The following is a 17,876-nucleotide window of genomic DNA, read 5'->3' as shown; positions in this document are numbered from 1 at the left end:
GGCCAAACTCCTGTGGCCCGGGTCCGGAGCGGAGGGGCGCTTGTGCTCAGTTCAATAAACCTGGAGCGGGTAGACGGGATCGAACCGACATCCTCAGCTTGGAAGGCTGCTGCACTACCATTGTGCTATACCCGCACGAAGAATGCGGTTGCACCGCCCTTCGATTGAAGAGCGACGGTTCCGCACCCGATTCCTATCTGGACTCCCGGCCCGTCAGGCATTGAAGGCGCGTGGTGGGGGAAGCAGGACTCGAACCTGCGAAGCTTACGCAGCGGATTTACAGTCCGCCCCCTTTGCCGCTCGGGACATTCCCCCAGCGCGCCTTATGTCAATGCCGGTCTGGAAACGCCGGAAACAATCTTTCGATCATTCCGCGACGAAAGCCTTCGCTGTCGGGCGACGCCTGCAGTAGAGGAAGCGCCTGAACCGAAAGCCCTGGGGCCCAAATCGGAGGCCGTCTTATAGTGTCGTCATTTCGAGAACGCAACGACCGGAAAACCGGTAAAAAACAATCTTTCCAAAAGAGGGGGGAAGGCCGTCTGGATCGGCCTCAAACGCCCGCCACGCAAGGACGCGGCGGCGGTGAGACAGAGCGAAAACCGGCCCGTTCGCGCCCGGACGCCGATAATTTTCTTTGGGGACGCCATCCGGTTTTGGCCGCTTTGGCGAATCCTGCACGTCGCGGAAGCGGCCGCCTGATGGTCACGGAAGACCGCGCCGAAGAGATTCAGCGCGAGAATCTGGCGAACGGCCACCGAATCGAAGTGGTTGATTCTGTCGCCCTAGGCCGAATGCTGCCCGCCGGGGCGGTGCACCAGGGCATGGCCTTCAAGGTCCAGCCGCTGGAAGGCGTCGCCCTGGAAGATCTGGCAGAACCCGCTGAAGGCGTCATCGTCATGCTGGATCAGCTGACCGACCCCCAGAACGTCGGCGCCATCTTCCGCTCGGCCCTGGCCTTCGGCGCGCGCGGCATCGTGGTGCAGGACCGCCACTCCCCCGCCCTGGCCGGCGCCCTGGCCAAGGCCTCGGCTGGCGCGACCGAACGCCTGCCCTGCGCCCGCGTGACGAATCTCAGCCGCGCGCTGGAGAAGCTGGCCGACTACGGCTGGCGCGCCATCGGCATGGACGGCGAATCGGATCTGACGCTGGAACAGGCGCTGGACGCCCGACCGACCGTCATCGTCATGGGCTCGGAAGGCGACGGCGTGCGCCGCCTGGTGGCTGAACACTGCGAAGCCATGGCCCGCATCCCCATGCCCGGCGGTTTCGAGAGTCTGAACGTCTCCAACGCCGCCGCCATCGCCCTGTATGAAGCCGCCCGCGCCCAAGGCAGAGCGAGCTAGGAACTGATCCCCCGCGTCAACTCGCCCCTGCGGCGTCTTGGCGCGGGGGCTGTCGAGTTCTAAGAGTCCGACATGGACTTCCTCTCGAACCCCGAACTGGTCAGTCAGGCCTCCGCCCTCGGCAAGGTGCTGATGATCGATCTGGTCCTGGCCGGCGACAACGCCGTCGCCGTGGGCCTCGCCGCCGCCGCCCTGCCCCAGGAACAGCGCCGCAAGGCCATCCTGATCGGCCTGGCCGCCGCCGTCGTCATGCGCATCGGGCTTGCGCTCATCACCGTCCAGCTGTTGGCCATCGTCGGCCTGCTGCTGGCGGGGGGCTTCCTGCTGCTGTGGGTGTGCTGGAAGATGTGGCGAGAGCTGCGCGAGCAGGCCACCCACGACCAGGCCGAGGCCGAGGCCGAGATCGAGCGCGCCATGGCCATCGAACACGGCGGCGGTCCTTCGCCCGAAGAGCTGGGCCTGAAGCGCAAGACCTTCGGCGCCGCCCTGATCCAAATCATGATCGCCGACCTGACCATGAGCCTGGACAACGTCCTGGCCGTAGCCGGCGCCAGTCACGAACATCCCTGGATCATGGTGTTCGGCCTGATCCTGTCCATCGCCCTGATGGGGCTAGCCGCCACCTTCATCGCCAAGCTGCTGAACCGCTATCGCTGGATCGCCTATGTCGGCCTGGCCATCGTTCTCTACGTCGCCTTGCACATGATCTGGGACGGCGGGCGTTCAGTGATCGTCCGCACCGGCCATGCCGATCAGTTCAACGCCTCGGCGCCGGCCTTCCTCGCCATCGGCGCAGAGGAGCAGGCCAAGCATATGAAGCACACGGGCAAGGGCGCGGATTCGCACACGCCTCACGCCCTGCCCGGCGGTCGCGAACGACGCGATCCGCCGCCGCAGACGGTCGAGCCCGCTCAACCCGCCTCCTGAAATACGAAAGGCCCGGAGCGATCCGGGCCTTTCTCATGTTCAGGCCATCGCCTCAGCGGCCACGCAACCAACCCGTGATCGAAATCCGATCGCCGCCGGCGGACAGCGCCACCTGCGTCACCGAATGCGGCGTCGGCACCCGCAACAGGTTCAGCGTGTTGAAGCGCGGCGTGAAGGCCTCGGCCACATTGCCGTCCTCGCCATGGAAGGCTAGCAGCCCGCCCCAGTCGATCCGCCAACCAGGCGTCAGGTTCAGCACATAGGCGAAGTAACGGTTCTTCCCTTCGGCGTGATCGTCATGCTCGGTCAGGAAGTGCCCCGCGCGATAACGCGTCACCTGCATGTCGGCCATGGCGATGCGCTCTTCTCCCGTCAGCTCTCGCATCAGCCCCAGAAAGTCATCGCCATTCAGGAAGGCCGCCAGGGCTCGCCAAGGCGCCTCGGCAAGACCGTCCTGCACCAGGTCGAACACCGGATAGTTGTCATACAGATACTGGAAATCCGCTGCCGCCGACTTCTGGATCGCCTCTCCCAGTCCACGCTTCTGATCCGGCTGAAGAGACGCCAGCCACGCAGATGGCAGGTCGACATGGCCGGTCCCCCTCCGCGTCACGGCGTTGTAATCCGCCTCACGCGCCAGATCATACAGCGCGGCGGCCGAGGGCTCGGTCAGTATGCCCTCAACCTGGGCGCGGCCGGTCCGCAGCAGGCGTTCGCGAACGGCGGCGCGCCGATCCGACGACACCGCATTCAAGGCAGGGAGCATAGCCCCGGCGCTCACCCTTCGGCGCCGCCGAAACGTTCGGTCCACTCGGCGACCTGAGCGTCCTCGATCTTGGCGAACAGCACCTGGGCGGCGGCGACCGCTTGCCCGGCGGGAACGAGATTCAGCAGGTCGCCCTCGACGTCCGGCCACGACAGGTCGGTCGCGCCCACCGTGGCGGCGATGCGAGCCGCCGCCTCGGGCATGAAAGGCGCGGTGACGCGGGCGAACAGGGCGACCAGGGACAGGCCGGTGCGCACGACCACGGCGGCGCGTTCGCGATCCGTCTTCAGCGCCGTCCAGGGGGCGGCTTCCTGAAGATATTCGTTGCCCAGCACCCACAGGGCGCGCGCCGCCTGGGCCGCCTTGCGGAACTCCATGGCCTCGAACTCATAGGTCAGGCTGGCCAGAGCCGCCTTGACGTCAGCCGCCAGCTTCTCTTCCAGCGCGCCCGGTTCGCCGCCCTCGGGCGCGACGCCGTCGAACTTGGATTCCGTGAACTTGACGATGCGGTTGACGAAGTTGCCCAGCACGTCGGCCAGATCCTTGTTCGTCGTCGACTGGAACTGCTCCCAGGTGAAGGCCGCGTCGGAGTGTTCCGGCCCATAGGCCGTCAGGTGCCAGCGCCAATAATCGGCGGGCAGCAGCTCCAGCGCCTGGTCCATGAAGACGCCCCGGCCCATGCTGGTCGAGAACTTGCCGCCGTACCAATTCAGCCAGTTGAAGGCCTTCAGCTGATCCACCGTCTTCCACGGCTCGCCCGAGCCGAGGATGGTCGCCGGGAAGCTGACGGTGTGGAAGGCGACGTTGTCCTTGCCCATGAACTGGACGTAGCGCACGTCTTCGGCGCCCTCGTCCAGACGCCACCACGAACGCCAGTTTCCGCCCGTCTGCTCCGCCCATTCCTCGGTCGCGCCGATGTATTCGATGGGGGCGTCGAACCAGACGTAGAAGACCTTGCCCTCCATGCCCGGACGCGGACCGCCGTCGGGACCGACGACCGGCACGCCCCATTTCAGGTCGCGGGTGATGCCGCGGTCGATCAGGCCTTCGTCCAGATGCTTATAGGCGATGGAGCGCGCCAGCGGCTGCCACTGGGGCGAGCGGGCGTCGACCCAGGCGCGCACGTCATCGGCGATCTTGGTCTGCAGCAGATAGAGGTGGCGCGTGTCGCGGACCTCCAGATTGCGGCTGCCCGACACCGCCGAATAGGGATTGATCAGATCGGTCGGGTCCAGCAGGCGGCCGCAGTTGTCGCACTGGTCGCCGCGCGCCTTTTCATAGGCGCAATGCGGGCAGGTGCCCTCGACATAGCGGTCGGGCAGGAAGCGCGCGTCGTCGATCGAATAGATCATCCGGTCGACGCGCTCCTCGATCAGGCCGCGCTCCTCCAGCACCTTGGCGAAGTGCTGGGTCAGGCGGGTGTTCGGAGCGTTGGAGCTGCGGCCGAAGATGTCGAACGACAGGCTGAAGGCGTCGGCGGCCTTCTTCTGAACCTGATGCTGCTCGTCGCAATAGGTGCGGACGTCCTGACCGGCGGCGGCGGCGGCCAATTCAGCCGGGGTGCCGTGCTCATCGGTGGCGCAGACATAGAGGACGTCATGGCCGCGCGCCCGCATGAAGCGCGCCCACACATCAGCGGGCAACATGGACCCGGCCAAATTCCCCAGGTGCTTGATGCCGTTGATGTAGGGCAGCGCCGAGGTGATGAGGATGCGGGACATGATCTTCCAACGTCTGACAGGGAGGCGTCGGATATAGAGGGCGCAAACCCAGTCGTCACCTTTTATGGGCCGGACGCCTATGAGACAGGCGTCGCCCTTGCCGTCGGCAGACGCCGCGCGATCCGCACGAACCGCCCGGTCAGCAGCGCGCCCGAGATCAGGCTGGCGACGATCACCGACCAGACCAGGCCGTCCACGCCCATCCGATGCGCCAGGAACCAGCCCAGCGGGATCATGATGAAACCATAGGACAGCAGGTGCATCAGCGTCGGCCACACCACGTCGCCCGCCGCGCGGTTCGCCTGGGCGGCGACCACCTGCTGGGCGTCGGCGACGAAGAACAGAGTCGCCAGCGCCAAGGCCGGGGCCGCGATGGCCAGGATCGCCGGGTCGGTCGTATAGGCGCCGACCACTAGCGGTGCGGTCAGCCACAGGCCGATGGCGATGATGAAGGCCAGCACCGTCACCACGCCGACGCCCGCCAGGCCGCCCCGCATGACGCCCGCTCGATCGCCGCCGCCGTAGCTGCGGCCGACCAGCACCGCCGTCGCCGACGACAGGCCCATGGGCACCATGAAGACGATGGCGGAGACGTTGATGACCACGGCCCAGCTGGCGGTCTCGGCCGCGCCCAACTGACCGGCGAACAGGGTCATGGCCGCGAAGGCCCCGACCTCGATGAAGTTGGACGCGCCGCCGCCGAGACCGACCTTGATCTGCTGGCTTTCAACCGCCTTGTCGCGCTTGGGCTTGTTGAACACGCCCCAGGCGCGCGCTTCGGGCAGGCGCAGAATGAAGATGACCAGGAAGATCGCCAGCGCCGCCCGCGCGCCGAACGTCGCCCAGGCCGAGGCCACGGCGCCGTCCAGGCCGATGCCCAGGATGTCCGGCACCAGCAGCAGGTTCAGCGCCAGGTTGACCGCATTGGCCACCCACATGGCCACCATGCCCGCCTTGGGCCGATGCAGTCCTTCAAGGAAGAACAGGGCGCAAATCGAAATCAGATAGGCCGGCATCGACAGGGCGAAGACCATCAGGGCAGGCGTCGCGCCCTCGCCCAGGCCGTCCTCCAGCCCCATGTGCACCAGGCCGAACGGCCCCAGCAGCAGCAGGCCGATCATGGCGACAAAACCGATCTGCAGGGCGTAGGTCATGCCGCGACGCAGGACCGCGCCGACCTCATCGCCGCGCCCCTCGCCCAGCAGACGGGCGGTCATGACCTGCACGCCCATCATCAGGCCGACCGCCGTGGTCAGCACGACCGAGGACGGCGCCCAGGCCAGGGAGTGGTAAGCCAGCTCGCGGCTGGCGTAGTGGCCGACGACGATGGCGTCGGTCAGGCCCATGGTCATGATGCCCAGACGCGCCAGCACGACCGGCCAGGCCAGCTTCAGCAGCTCGGACAGGGTGGCGCGATTATGGAAGCTAAACAGGGACTGGACCATCGGACGCCGCAACAGCCACGCGCGCAGGCGCGGGTCAATCGATTTTCCGGCCGGTTCAGGCGCCTACCAGGCGCCCAGCTCGCGCAGCTCGCGCGCCAGGTCAGGCGGCAGGTCCGTCGGCTCGGCCACCGAGAGGTCCGGCGGCACGTCCTTCTCGAAATAGCGCCAGCCCTGAAACGGCCGCCGGGCCAGGGGCGCAGTGCGGATGACCTGGCTGTCCAGCTTGATTTCACAGCGGCTGGCCTTGCCCTCGCCTATGGTCATGATCTCGAGGATGCGCTGGCGGCAGGTCACGGAGCCCTTCATGACCCAGTACAGCGAGCCGCCGTCCTCGATCTCGGCGGCGCGCTTGGGCGTCATGCGGGTGTGGACGATGCGCCAGTCGGACCGGGCCGCGTTCGCTTCCAGCGTCTCGACCTCGGCCACGCCGACGCAGAGCTTGATCATGTGCAGGGGCATGAAGCCCAACTAGTCATCCGACGCCACGAAGGCCAGCCCGGCTCAGGGCTGGCGATCCAGTTGGGTGAAGATTTCCTGCCCCTTGGCGATCAGTTCCTGTCCGCACCGCTGGCTGTGCGAACGCACCTGCTGGACCGGGGTGGAGTCCGTATATTCCAGCATCCGTCCGATCCAGTTCCGCGCGGGATCGCGGCCTTCCAGACGGCCCAGATAATACATCATCCCGCCGGTATACTGCTGCTTGAGCTCCTCCGAGGCGGCCGGATCGTCGATCGCCACCGCCAGCAGGCCCATGCATTGCAGATCCGCCGCCGATTCCGTCGGCATGTCGCTCAGATCGGCGCCCAGAAGCGCCGTAGCCATCATCGCCGCAAGGATCATTCGCCCGCGCCCTCGGCCTTCACCACGGCCAGAACCGCGCCGTCCGTGACCTGATCGCCGACGGCGACGTTGAACTCAGACACCACGCCGTCGAAGGGCGCGGTCAGGGCGTGCTCCATCTTCATGGCCTCCAGCACCACGACCGGCTGGCCCTTGGCCACCTTGTCCCCGGCCTTGGCGGGCGCGGCGACGATCTTGCCCGGCATGGGCGCGCGCAGGCCGCCGTCGGAGGCGGAACCGCCCGCCGGACCGCTGGACTTACGGCGGTGGAACTCGATCACGTCGCCGCCGTCGAACACCAGCACCCGTCCGGCGTCCGGCGACAGGGTGCTGACGACCTCGCCGTCGACCACGACCACGCCCGGCTCGCCATAGATCTGAGCCGAGCCGAATTCGCCGCTCACGGTGAAGCTGGAAGAACGCCCATACCAGCCCGGCTCGCCGGTCAGGGTCAGGGCGTGCGCCGCGCCGTCATGGTGGACCGCCGTATGCGCCTGCGGCGCCGCGTTCAGGCGGAAGCCGAACAGGCCCGCACGGGCGGGCGCCAGCACATTGTCCGGCGCGTCGAAGGCGGCGGCGTCCGCCTCCAGCCCGATCTGTCCCGCCGCAGCGGCCAGGGCGCGGACGGAAACCTGAGCCGGGGCGATCAGCGCCCCCTCCTCCGCCGCGATGAAGCCGGTGTCCACGTCGCCTTCGACAAAACGCGGATGGTCCAGACAACGCGCCATGAAGCCCGCGTTGGTCTTCACCGGCCAGACCTCGACCTCGCGGCAGGCGTCGGCCAGACGGGCGGCGGCGGCCTCGCGCGTGTCTTCGTGGACGATCAGCTTGGCGATCATGGGGTCGTAGAACTGGCTGACCTCGCCGCCCTGCATCACGCCGGTGTCGACGCGGATGTCGTCGGGCATGACGAAGTGATCCAGCCGCCCGATCGACGGCAGGAAGCCGTTGGCGGGGTCTTCGGCATAGAGACGGGCCTCCATCGCCCAGCCCTTCATCGGGATGTTTTCCTGCGCCAGCGGAATCGGCTGACCCGCCGCGACGCGCAACTGCCACTCGACCAGATCGACGCCGGTGATGCTTTCCGTCACCGGGTGTTCGACCTGCAGCCGGGTGTTCATTTCCATGAACCAGATGCGGTCGGCCTTCAGCCCGTCGGAGGCGTCAGCGATGAATTCGATGGTGCCCGCGCCCTGATAGTCCACGGCCTTGGCGGCGCGCACGGCGGCGGCGGTGACGGCGTCGCGCGTGGCCTGATCCATGCCCGGCGCCGGGGCTTCCTCGATCACCTTCTGGTGGCGGCGCTGCAGCGAGCAGTCGCGCTCATGCAGGTGGACCACGTTGCCGTGGCTGTCGCCGAAGATCTGCACCTCGATATGGCGCGGGCGGGTGATGTAGCTCTCGATCAGGACGCGCGGATCGCCGAAGGACGACTGCCCCTCGCGCTGGGCCGACGCCAAAGCCTCGGCGAAGTCCTCGGCGCGGTCGACCTTGCGCATCCCCTTGCCGCCGCCGCCCGCGACCGCCTTGATCAGGACCGGGAAGCCGATGCGGTTCGCCTCGGCCGTCAGGGTCTCCAGCGACTGGTCCTCGCCCTGATAGCCGGGGGTGACGGGCACGCCCGCCTCGATCATCAGCTTCTTGGCCGCGTCCTTCAGGCCCATGGCGCGGATCGAGGACGGCTTGGGGCCGATCCAGACAATGCCTGCCGCCGCCACCGCCTCAGCGAAGTCGGCGTTCTCGGACAGGAAACCATAGCCGGGGTGGATAGCCTGTGCCCCCGTCGCCTTGGCCGCCGCCAGCACCTTGGCCGCATCCAGATAGGATTCGCGCGCCGCCGCCGGACCGATCAGCACCGCCTCATCGGCCTCACGCACGTGCAGTGCGTCAGCGTCGGCCTCGGAATAGACGGCGATGGTGCGCAGGCCCATGCGGCGGGCGGTGCGGAAGACGCGGCAGGCGATCTCGCCGCGATTGGCGACCAGGACGGACTTGAACATCAGACTACCTTATTGCGCCCAGTTCGGCGCGCGCTTGTCGAGGAAGGCGCGGACGCCTTCCTGGCCCTCGGCCGAGACGCGGGCGCGGGCGATGCGCTTGGCGGTCTCTTCCAGCAGACGGTTGTCGATCTCTTCGCCCGCCACGTCGTTCACCAGGCGCTTGGCGTCGCCCATGGCGCCCGGCGCATTGGCCGACAGGCTGTCGGTCAGCATGGAGATGAACTCGTCTACCGAACCTTCGGGCAGGACCATGTCGATCAACCCCGCATGGGCGGCGTAGTCGGCGTCGAAGATGTTGGCGGTCAGGAACAGCTGGCGGGCGCGGCGCGCGCCGACCGCCTCGATGACATAGGGGGCGATGGTGGCTGGGATCAGACCCAGCTTGACCTCCGAGAAGGCGAAGCGCGTCCCTTCGACGGCCACGGCCATGTCGCAGGCGGCGACGATGCCCGCCCCGCCGCCCATGGCCGCGCCCTCGACCAGGGCCACCGTCAGGGCCGGCACGTCGTGCAGGGCCTTCAGCATCTTGGCCAGACCCATGGCGTCGTCGCGGTTGTCGCTTTCGGACCAGTCGGCCGCCGAACGCATCCAGTTCAGATCTGCGCCCGCGCTGAACGTCCCGCCCGCGCCACGGATGAAGACTACGCGCACCTTGTCGGCGCCGTGCAGCGTCTCGAACGCTTCATAGAGGGCGGCGATGGTCGCTGCGTCGAAAGCGTTCCTCTTCTCGGGACGGTTGATGGTGACGAAAACCACTCCGTCGGCCGTGGCGTCGATCTGCACCAGATCGTCGTTGGCGTCCGGCGCCGCATCGGCGACGAAGGGGTGTGCGATGGCGTTCATCTCCGCCGCCTCGGCGTCGGTGATGTCCAGAGCGTTCAGCTCTTCTTCGGTCGGCTTCTGGTCAGTCATGATGGGCTCCTTGGCCGATAGAACGCTTTAAACGTCATCCCTCTCCCCCTCGCTGGGTAAGAAGGCGATTAAACAGGATCGCAGCGGTTGGCGCGAACGGTCTTGCCGTCCTGCTCGACGCGCAGCGAGACGCCCGCCACCGGCGACAGGCGCAGGGTCTGGACGAGGGTCTGGTCGCCGTCCGACGACTGGTTCTCCAGAACCACGCGGATGGCGTCGCCTTCGCCTTGCAGGGTCTCCAGAGCCACCAGCTTGGAGGTGTCCTCATAACCCTTGATCTCATTGGCCGTGATGACGAAGCGCGTGCCGCTCTCGTCCTTGGCGCAACCGTCGTCGCTGTAATCCCAATTGCCGCGATAGCCGACCGGGAAGACCGCTTCGGACGGCTCGCCCGCGCGCGCGGCCGCCTCTTCGGCCGCAGAGACCGGCTCGGTCTGCGGCGTCGCAGCCTCAGACGCGGCTTCGACCGTCGCCGGGGCCTTGGAATCGGCCTGCGATCCGCAGGCCGCGAGCAGCGCGGTCAGGGCGATGAGAGCTGCAGTTTTCTTCATGTCACTGTCCTTGTCGTGCAGATTCTGATCCCACATCGAGATCGCCGACGCGACACTCTCAGCCGCGCGATGCGGCTTCAAGTCGTTTTTTGAACACCGTGCAATTTATTGCCTTACATCCGGAACACGCCGAAGGTCGTCTCCGGGATCGGGGCGTTCAACGAAGCGCTGATGGCCAGGCCCAGAACGTCGCGCGTCTGGGCCGGATCGATGACCCCGTCGTCCCACAGGCGGGCGGTGGCGTAATAGGGGTTGCCCTCGTCCTCATACTTCTGACGGATCGGCGCCTTGAAGGCCTCGGCTTCATCCGGGGTCCATGTGTCCGCGTCGCGGTGGACGGTGGCCAGAACGCTGGCCGCCTGCTCGCCGCCCATGACGCTGATGCGGCTGTTGGGCCAGGTAAAGAGGAAGCGCGGGCTGTAGGCCCGGCCGCACATGCCGTAGTTGCCCGCGCCGAACGACCCGCCGATCAGGACGGTGAACTTGGGCACCTCAGCCGAGGCGACGGCCGTGACGAGCTTGGCGCCGTGCTTGGCGATGCCCTCGGCTTCATATTTGCCGCCGACCATGAAGCCCGAGATGTTCTGCAGGAACAGCAGCGGAATCTTGCGCTTGCACGCCAGTTCGATGAAGTGCGCGCCCTTCTGGGCGCTCTCAGAGAACAAGACGCCGTTGTTGGCCAGGATGGCGACCGGCTGGCCCCAGATGCGGGCGAAGCCGCACACCAGCGACGTGCCGTACAGCGCCTTGAACTCGTCCAGTTCCGAGCCGTCGACGATGCGGGCGATGACCTCGCGCACGTCATAGGGGGCGCGGACATCCTCAGGGATGATCCCGTATAGTTCGGCCGGGTCATAAGCAGGCGCGCGCGGCTCGCGCACGTCCAGCGGTTGGGGCTTGGTGGTGTTCAGATTGGCGACGATGGAGCGCACGATCTCCAGCGCATGCTCGTCGTTCTCGGCCACATGGTCGACCACGCCGGACTTGCGGCCGTGGGTCTCGGCGCCGCCCAGTTCCTCGGCCGAGATGACCTCGCCGGTCGCGGCCTTCACCAGCGGCGGACCGGCCAGGAAGATGGTGCCCTGATTGCGCACGATCACCGTCTCGTCCGACATGGCCGGCACATAGGCGCCGCCCGCCGTGCACGATCCCATGACGCAGGCGATCTGCGGGATCGACCGCGCGCTCATCCGCGCCTGATTGAAGAAGATGCGGCCGAAGTGGTCACGATCCGGAAACACCTCGGCCTGGTGCGGCAGGTTGGCCCCGCCGGAATCGACCAGATAGACGCACGGCAGATTGTTCTGCTCGGCGATCTCCTGCGCCCGCAGATGCTTCTTCACCGTCATGGGGAAGTAGGCGCCGCCCTTCACCGTCGGGTCGTTGGCGACGATCATCACCTCGCGGCCCGACACCCGGCCGACGCCGCAGATCATGCCCGCGCCGGGGGCTTCGTCGCGATACATCCCGTTGGCGGCCAGTTGGCCGACCTCCAGGAAGGGCGAGCCGGGGTCCAGCAGGCGCTCGACCCGGTCGCGCGGCAACAGCTTGCCACGCGCCACATGGCGCTCGCGGCTGGCGTCAGAGCCGCCGCGCGCGGCCTTGGCGACCTTTTCATAAAGCTCGTCCCGCAGGGCGCGATTGTGCGCATCCAGCGTTTTGAAAGCAGGACTGTTGCGATCGACGGCGGAAATCAGCTTGGGCATGCCCAAGGTTTAGGAGGCTTCCGCCTCGGGGGGAAGCCGTTCGGTTCACCGAAGGCGAAATCCGCTATATCTCCCCTTCATGGCCCCGCTTCGACCGGACACGCTCGCCGCCGCCCTGTCACGCGCCTTCGAGGACGCGCGGGACAGCCGCGCCAGCTGGTTCGCCCTGACGCGAGGCGAGCGGCTGTTCTCGGTCGGCGATCCGGCCGACACCCTCTATCTTCTGTGCGCCGGGCGTCTGGGCGTCTTCCGCCGCGACGACGCGCGGGTTCCGCAGATGGCCGCCGTCATCAAACCCGGCGAGCCGGTCGGCGAACTGGCCATGCTAGCGGGCACCTCCCACATGTCGGACGTGGTCGCCCTGCGCGACAGCGACGTTCTGGCCCTGCCGCGCGAGGCCTTCTTCGACGCCGCGCGCAACGATCCCATGCTGATGTCCGAACTGGGCCAGATCATGCTGAGCCGCGCCCGCGAGCGCAGCGGCGGCGCGGAACCGAACGTCTTCGGCTTCGTCTCGGCCCGCGACAGGCCGATCCGCGCCTTCGTCGAGCGCGTGGCCCGCGCCGTCGAGGCCCAGGGCAGCACCTGCCACGTCATCGACAGCTCGGCCCTGGCCTCGGCCGCCGAATGGTTCTCTCGGGTTGAAGACGCCCACGACTACGTCCTCTACGTCGCCGAGGCGGACGAACCGAACTGGGCCGCCCTGTGCGCGCGCCAGGTGGACCGGCTGTTCCTGGTCGGGGCCGCCGACCGACCGCCGCCCCCTGCCCCGCCGGTCGCCGACGACTGGGACGACGCAGGACAGCGCACCGACCTGATCCTGCTGCGCGATCCGCGGATGCCGCGCCCCAGCAACACCCGCGTCTGGCTGGACGCGCTGAAGCCCGGCCGCTGGTTCCACGCGGTCGAAGGCCTGTTCGACGACACGGCGCGGATCGCGCGCCTGATCACCGGCTCGGCCGTGGGCGTGGTGCTGTCGGGCGGGGGCGCCCGCGCCTATGCCCACATCGGCGCGCTCAAGGCGCTGCGCGAGGCGGGCACGCCCATCGACTTCATCGGCGGTGCTTCCATGGGGGCGGTCATCGCCGCGGGGCCCGCCTTGGGCTGGTCGGACGAAGAGTTGGAGCATCACATCCGACAGGCCTTCGTCCTGGCCGATCCCCTGGCCGACATCGCGCCGCCCATTATCGCCATGACACACGCTCGCAAGGTCAAGGCGCTGATGAAGGAGGCCTTCGGCGATGTGCAGATGGAGGACATGCTGCTGCCCTTCTTCGCCGTCTCGACCAATCTGACCTCGGGCAAGCTGGAGGTGCATCGCGAAGGCATGCTGCGTCACGCCCTGCGCGCCTCCATCTCCCTGCCCGGCGTCATGCCGCCGGTGGTGATGAACGGTCAGGTGCTGGTCGACGGCGCCGTGCTGCGAAACTTCCCCAGCGACGTCATGCGGCGGCTTAACAGAGGCCCCGTGGTCGGCGTCGACGTATCGCAGTCACGCGGCGTCGACCCCAAGGCTCTAGAGGATCCTCCCTCCTGGTGGCGCTGGATCCTGTCGGGCGCGTGGAAACGCGGCCCCCCGATCGTCTCCATCCTGATGCGTTCGGCCACCCTGTCCAGCGAGGCCGAACGGATGCAGGCCCGCGCCGAGACGGACCTGCTGATCCTGCCCACGCTCGACGGCGTGGATATCCGCGACTGGAAAGCCTATGAACCCGGCGTCGCGGCTGGGTATGAGGCCGCCCGCGCGGCCCTCGACAGTCTCAACGGATCGGTCGAGACCCTGCATCGCCGCCGCCGGACCGGCGCGCCAGAAGAAACAGTCGAGGAAATGGCAGAAGAGTCCTTCCCTCAGGACGTCGTGGAAACGCCTCACCCAACACCTGAGCCAGGCGCGCCAGAAAGGCGTCGCGGTTGGCTGGGTCTTCGCAAAGCGCGGTCAGATAAGGCCTGAGGGCCGTGCCCTTCATCCACTCCAGCACGGCGTTCTCGCCGTCCAAGACGTGGAGATAGGTCGTCGACCAGACGTCGACCTCCTCGCACAGGTCCGCCATCGCGTCGTAATAGGCCTCGGCCGCCAGCAGCGGCTGGATGGTGTCGACGCCCTTCAGGCGCGCGCTCCACGGGCCGTCCGCCGCTGTCTGGCGCATCAGGGTGTGGTGCCGCGTCTCCCAGGCCATCGGCATCTGCACCGCCAGCACCCCATCCGGCGCCAGCGCCTCGGTCAGCCGCCGGAACAGTTCCGCATGATCCGGCGCCCACTGCAGCGAGGCGTTGGCCAGGATCAGATCCACCGGGGCGGCGGGCTTCCAGGCCTCAAGGTCGCCCTGCACCCAGTCCACATCATCGGGCAGGCCCCGCGCCTGTTCCAGCATGGCGGCGCTCGAATCCAGCCCATGCACCCGCGCGTCCGGCCAGCGCCGTTTCAACAGGGCCGCATGCTGGCCCGTGCCGCAACCGATGTCCCAGATCTCATGCGGTTCCAGATCGTCTGGAAGCTGCGACAGCAGATCGATGGCTGCGCGATCACGCTGGCGCTCGAAACGGTTGTATTGCTGGGGATCCCACGCCGGCGACGTCATCGTCATACTTCTCCCTCGACTATCGCAAGAAGCGATTCGAGGGAGAATGGTACAGCCTCTCAGGATTGAACTGAGGACCTCCGGCTCCACAAACCGGCGCTCTAACCAGCTGAGCTAAGGCTGCACATCTCTGCGCGAGGGCGGTTCTCTAGCGGGCCTCGCCGTCGGGGGCAAGCGGCCATTTCGTCCTCGCGCAGGATTTTATGTTTATCCCCGTCAGTTCCAACCACGGCTGGCGATATACTGCTGAAGTTGCATCAAACGGGTCTGGTCCGACGGGTGGGTTGAGGCGAACTCCGGCGTCCCCGACTGCCGTCCTTCAGCCATGGCGCGCCACAGGGCCAGCGATTCCGACGGCTTGTACCCGGCCGCCGCCATGTAATCGACGCCCAGCCGATCCGCCTCCAGCTCGTGGCTGCGCGAGAACGGCAACAGGACGCCCAATTGCGCGCCCATGCCGCCAAAGGCCTGAACCGCCTGGCTGTAGTCCCCGGCCTGGCTCTGAACGGCGCCCAGAATCAGGCCCGTCGTCTGGGTGGTCGAGGCGCGCTCGGCGGCGTGACGGGCGATGACGTGGCCGACCTCGTGACCGATCACGGCCGCCAGCTGGTCGTCGTTCTTGGCGATGGCCAACAGACCCGTCGTCACCCCCATATGGCCCGACGGCAGGACGAAGGCGTTCGGCGTGGAATCGTCGAAGACCGCATACTCCCAATGGCGGTTGGTCAGATTCGCGGCCTGGACGATGCGATCGCCCACTCGGCGCACCCGGGCGTTCTGCGCCGCATTGTTCGACACCTTCTGCGTCCGCAGCGTCTCGGCCCAGGCCGCCTGCGACTGCTGGACCAGCACGCCGTCGTCGATGAAGACCAGCTGATTGCGGCCCAGGGCCTCATTATAGGCGCAGGCGCCGACCCCAGCGCCCAAGACGCCAGTGGTGATCGCCAAGGCGAGCATAAGGGGCTTGCGAGACATCGATCCTCCGGAACAGTTCAGGGCCATAATGCACAGGCGGGCTGCCCGGCTCCATGCCTGACGCCGCAAAGTGCGTTCCATCGCCCATTCATTGGGCCTCAGCGTCCGGGCTTCAGCACATGAAAAAAGCGCCCCGAGGCGAAACCTCGAGGCGCTTCTTTTCGTTCAGTGCGGTCGCACGCTTAGTCCAGGTTAAACGGCACCCGGACCACGAACTTGGCGTTCGTTGCAGCGCCATCGACCGTACGGGGCGAAAGCTGCCCGCGTTGGACGATGCGAACGGCCGCAGAGCCGAAGCCCATGCCCGACGGCTCTTCCGAGACGACGCGGCAACCTTCGGGCTTCCCGCTCGGGGTCACCGTGCATTCGACCGTGGCCGAACCGCCCACGCCGCGATCAAGAGCGCGTTGCGGGAAGTCCCGTTCAGTCGGACGCGGCGGGCGAGCCCACTGCGGGTTGGTGATGACCGAAGGACGCGGCGGCGCGGGCGGCGCCGGCGGAGGCGGAGGACCAGGGACGATCACGGGCGGGCCCGTGTATTCGACGCGGTCTTCCTTCTTCGTCGGCTCGATCGGCAAGGTCACCGGCGGCGGAGGCGCCGAGGTGTTGACGACCGGCTCGCGCACCTGAAGCTTCGGCGGCGGAGGAGTATCCGGCGGCGGCGGCGGCGGCGGCGGAGGCGGAGGCGGCGGAGGCGGGGCCTCCATCAACTCCACGTCCACAGCCTCGTCCACGTAGTTGAACTCTTGGAGTTCGAACTTGCTCTTGTACAGGTAGACACCTGCAAGAACGTGGACGATCACCGAGACGCCGATCCCGACCATCGCACCCGTCGAGAGTTTCTTCTTCTTGGGTGCGTCAAGCAGAGGGTCGCGGTGCTCGTGAGGTTCAGCAGTCATGCTTTGAGTCACGCCCCCTACGATTGATCTTCGCCAACCAGGGCGACACTGTAAAAACCATTATCCTGCAAGGCGTTCATGACCTGCATGAAGTCCCCGTAACGCGTCTGCTGGTCAGCGCGGATAAAGATCCGCTCTTCGTCCGGATTACGCGTTCCGATTTGGGTCCTCAGGTCATCGCCCAGAGCGGCGACCGACGTCGGGAAATCGCCCACGTACACTTCGCCGCCATTCTGGATGGAGATGAAGACGGGCTTGGGCGGATTGACGGCCGGCGGAGCGACGGCGCGTGGAAGTGTCACCGGCACCGACACGGTGGCGAGCGGAGCCGCCACCATGAAGATGATGAGGAGAACCAGCATAATGTCCACGAAAGGCGTGACATTGATTTCGCTGTTCGCCTCGACGGTGTACTTGCCGCCGCCGGAACCGGAAAGTTTGGCGGCCATCCGTCTTACGCCCCCTTGTCGAGTTGACGCGAGATCGAGTTCATCAGCTCGGCGTTGAAGCCGTCAGCACGAGCGCCGTACGAAGCGATGCGGGTGTTGAAGTAGTTATAGAAGATAACCGCCGGGATAGCCGCGAACAGACCGATGCCGGTAGCCAGCAGGGCTTCAGCGATACCCGGAGCAACGACGGCCAGGTTGGTGGTGTTCGACTCGGCGATGCCGATGAACGAGTTCATGATGCCGTAAACGGTGCCGAACAGACCGATGAACGGACCGCCCGAACCGACCGAAGCCAGGAACTGCTGGCCGCCCGACAGGCGGATACCCATGCCGCCCTGCACGGCGCCGACGGCGTTGCCGGCGCGAGCGACGGTCGTATCGCGGTGAGCGCCCGTCACATCAAGACCGGCTTGACGCGACAGTTCGATTTCGCCGGTGGCCGCAGCAGCCATGTCGGCCAGCGGGTTGCCGTCGAACTCTTCCGAGGTGGCCAGGCGACGGATGTCGGCCAGGTTGCGAGCACCGCGGTACTCTTCCAGGAAGCGGTTGGTCTTCTTGGTCAGCGAGCTGAACTCAACCAGTTTGATGAGCAGCAGCGTCCAGGAGAAGATCGAGGCCAGGACCAGGCCTGCCATCACGACCTTAACGACCGGGTGCGCCATCATGAACATGGCGATCGGGGTCAGGCCCGCACCGCCGTGACCGCCGGCGGCGGCTTCTTCAGCGGGGGCTTCAGCAGCTGCGTCTGCAGCCGGGGCGGCGG

16 protein-coding genes, 3 tRNA genes and 1 pseudogene are annotated in these 17,876 nt (G+C 67.0%); 3 read left to right on the top strand and 17 right to left on the bottom strand.

Annotated elements, in window-relative coordinates; translation table 11 throughout:
• Positions 1 to 61: 61 nt before the first annotated feature.
• A tRNA-Gly gene (locus BDIM_RS04410) sits at positions 62 to 135 on the bottom strand.
• A gap of 96 nt (positions 136 to 231) precedes the next feature.
• Positions 232 to 315: transfer RNA gene (locus BDIM_RS04405), tRNA-Tyr, on the bottom strand.
• Between the two features lie 149 nt (positions 316 to 464).
• Between BDIM_RS04405 and rlmB the strand changes: the two genes are divergently transcribed.
• Positions 465 to 1,343, top strand: coding sequence for a 23S rRNA (guanosine(2251)-2'-O)-methyltransferase RlmB (rlmB, locus tag BDIM_RS04400; protein ID WP_076224801.1), 879 nt, complete (start codon positions 465 to 467; stop codon positions 1,341 to 1,343).
• 72 nt (positions 1,344 to 1,415) lie between these two features.
• Positions 1,416 to 2,270: a TerC family protein gene (locus BDIM_RS04395; protein WP_003164360.1), complete on the top strand. Its 855-nt coding sequence runs from the start codon at positions 1,416 to 1,418 to the stop codon at positions 2,268 to 2,270.
• A 52-nt stretch (positions 2,271 to 2,322) separates the two neighbouring features.
• Here the strand turns inward: BDIM_RS04395 and BDIM_RS04390 are convergent, their stop codons facing one another.
• From BDIM_RS04390 to BDIM_RS04350, 9 genes are all read right to left on the bottom strand, one after another.
• Positions 2,323 to 3,036: a 2OG-Fe(II) oxygenase gene (locus BDIM_RS04390; RefSeq protein ID WP_040345009.1), complete on the bottom strand. Its 714-nt coding sequence runs from the start codon at positions 3,034 to 3,036 to the stop codon at positions 2,323 to 2,325.
• Positions 3,037 to 3,047: 11 nt separating this feature from the next.
• On the bottom strand, positions 3,048 to 4,757 hold the full coding sequence (gene metG / locus BDIM_RS04385; protein ID WP_003164358.1) for a methionine--tRNA ligase: 1,710 nt from the start codon (positions 4,755 to 4,757) through the stop codon (positions 3,048 to 3,050).
• Between the two features lie 77 nt (positions 4,758 to 4,834).
• On the bottom strand, positions 4,835 to 6,202 hold the full coding sequence (locus BDIM_RS04380; RefSeq protein WP_003164357.1) for an MATE family efflux transporter: 1,368 nt from the start codon (positions 6,200 to 6,202) through the stop codon (positions 4,835 to 4,837).
• 63 nt (positions 6,203 to 6,265) lie between these two features.
• Positions 6,266 to 6,661, bottom strand: coding sequence for a DUF1489 family protein (locus BDIM_RS04375; RefSeq protein ID WP_040346543.1), 396 nt, complete (start codon positions 6,659 to 6,661; stop codon positions 6,266 to 6,268).
• A 42-nt stretch (positions 6,662 to 6,703) separates the two neighbouring features.
• On the bottom strand, positions 6,704 to 7,042 hold the full coding sequence (locus BDIM_RS04370; protein ID WP_003164356.1) for a hypothetical protein: 339 nt from the start codon (positions 7,040 to 7,042) through the stop codon (positions 6,704 to 6,706).
• A complete protein-coding gene (locus tag BDIM_RS04365) occupies positions 7,039 to 9,042 on the bottom strand; it encodes an acetyl/propionyl/methylcrotonyl-CoA carboxylase subunit alpha (RefSeq protein ID WP_003164355.1) in 2,004 nt (667 codons plus the stop codon). Before BDIM_RS04365 ends, BDIM_RS04370 begins: the two co-directional genes overlap by 4 nt.
• 9 nt (positions 9,043 to 9,051) lie before the next feature.
• Complete coding sequence (locus BDIM_RS04360; protein ID WP_003164354.1) at positions 9,052 to 9,954, bottom strand: enoyl-CoA hydratase-related protein; 903 nt, start codon at positions 9,952 to 9,954, stop codon at positions 9,052 to 9,054.
• Positions 9,955 to 10,022: 68 nt separating this feature from the next.
• Entirely contained in the window at positions 10,023 to 10,505 is a 483-nt protein-coding gene (locus BDIM_RS04355) for a hypothetical protein (protein ID WP_143276805.1), read from the bottom strand.
• A 113-nt stretch (positions 10,506 to 10,618) separates the two neighbouring features.
• Positions 10,619 to 12,211: a carboxyl transferase domain-containing protein gene (locus BDIM_RS04350; protein ID WP_003164353.1), complete on the bottom strand. Its 1,593-nt coding sequence runs from the start codon at positions 12,209 to 12,211 to the stop codon at positions 10,619 to 10,621.
• 79 nt (positions 12,212 to 12,290) lie between these two features.
• On the opposite strand from BDIM_RS04350, the gene BDIM_RS04345 reads away from it, so the two are divergent.
• On the top strand, positions 12,291 to 14,162 hold the full coding sequence (locus BDIM_RS04345; RefSeq protein WP_040345006.1) for a patatin-like phospholipase family protein: 1,872 nt from the start codon (positions 12,291 to 12,293) through the stop codon (positions 14,160 to 14,162).
• A gap of 229 nt (positions 14,163 to 14,391) precedes the next feature.
• On the opposite strand, the pseudogene BDIM_RS18375 reads toward BDIM_RS04345, so the two are convergent.
• The 6 genes and pseudogenes from BDIM_RS18375 to BDIM_RS04320 all read right to left on the bottom strand — a co-directional run.
• A pseudogene (locus tag BDIM_RS18375) lies at positions 14,392 to 14,790 on the bottom strand (methyltransferase domain-containing protein); the annotation flags it as partial.
• A 47-nt stretch (positions 14,791 to 14,837) separates the two neighbouring features.
• A tRNA-His gene (locus tag BDIM_RS04340) sits at positions 14,838 to 14,914 on the bottom strand.
• A gap of 92 nt (positions 14,915 to 15,006) precedes the next feature.
• On the bottom strand, positions 15,007 to 15,765 hold the full coding sequence (locus BDIM_RS04335) for a M48 family metallopeptidase (protein ID WP_040345004.1): 759 nt from the start codon (positions 15,763 to 15,765) through the stop codon (positions 15,007 to 15,009).
• 182 nt (positions 15,766 to 15,947) lie between these two features.
• A complete protein-coding gene (locus tag BDIM_RS04330; protein WP_050796617.1) occupies positions 15,948 to 16,664 on the bottom strand; it encodes an energy transducer TonB in 717 nt (238 codons plus the stop codon).
• A 17-nt stretch (positions 16,665 to 16,681) separates the two neighbouring features.
• Positions 16,682 to 17,113 (bottom strand): ExbD/TolR family protein, encoded by a 432-nt coding sequence (locus BDIM_RS04325; protein ID WP_040345002.1) that lies wholly within the window; start codon positions 17,111 to 17,113, stop codon positions 16,682 to 16,684.
• A gap of 5 nt (positions 17,114 to 17,118) precedes the next feature.
• Positions 17,119 to 17,876: MotA/TolQ/ExbB proton channel family protein (locus BDIM_RS04320; RefSeq protein ID WP_040345001.1), on the bottom strand; the 758-nt coding region annotated here is incomplete at its 5' end.

The organism is Brevundimonas diminuta ATCC 11568, from assembly GCF_000204035.1.
GTDB classification, from domain to species: Bacteria; Pseudomonadota; Alphaproteobacteria; order Caulobacterales; family Caulobacteraceae; genus Brevundimonas; species Brevundimonas diminuta.
Note: the sequence above shows the minus strand (reverse complement) of the source record. Positions and strands in the feature narration are given on the sequence as shown.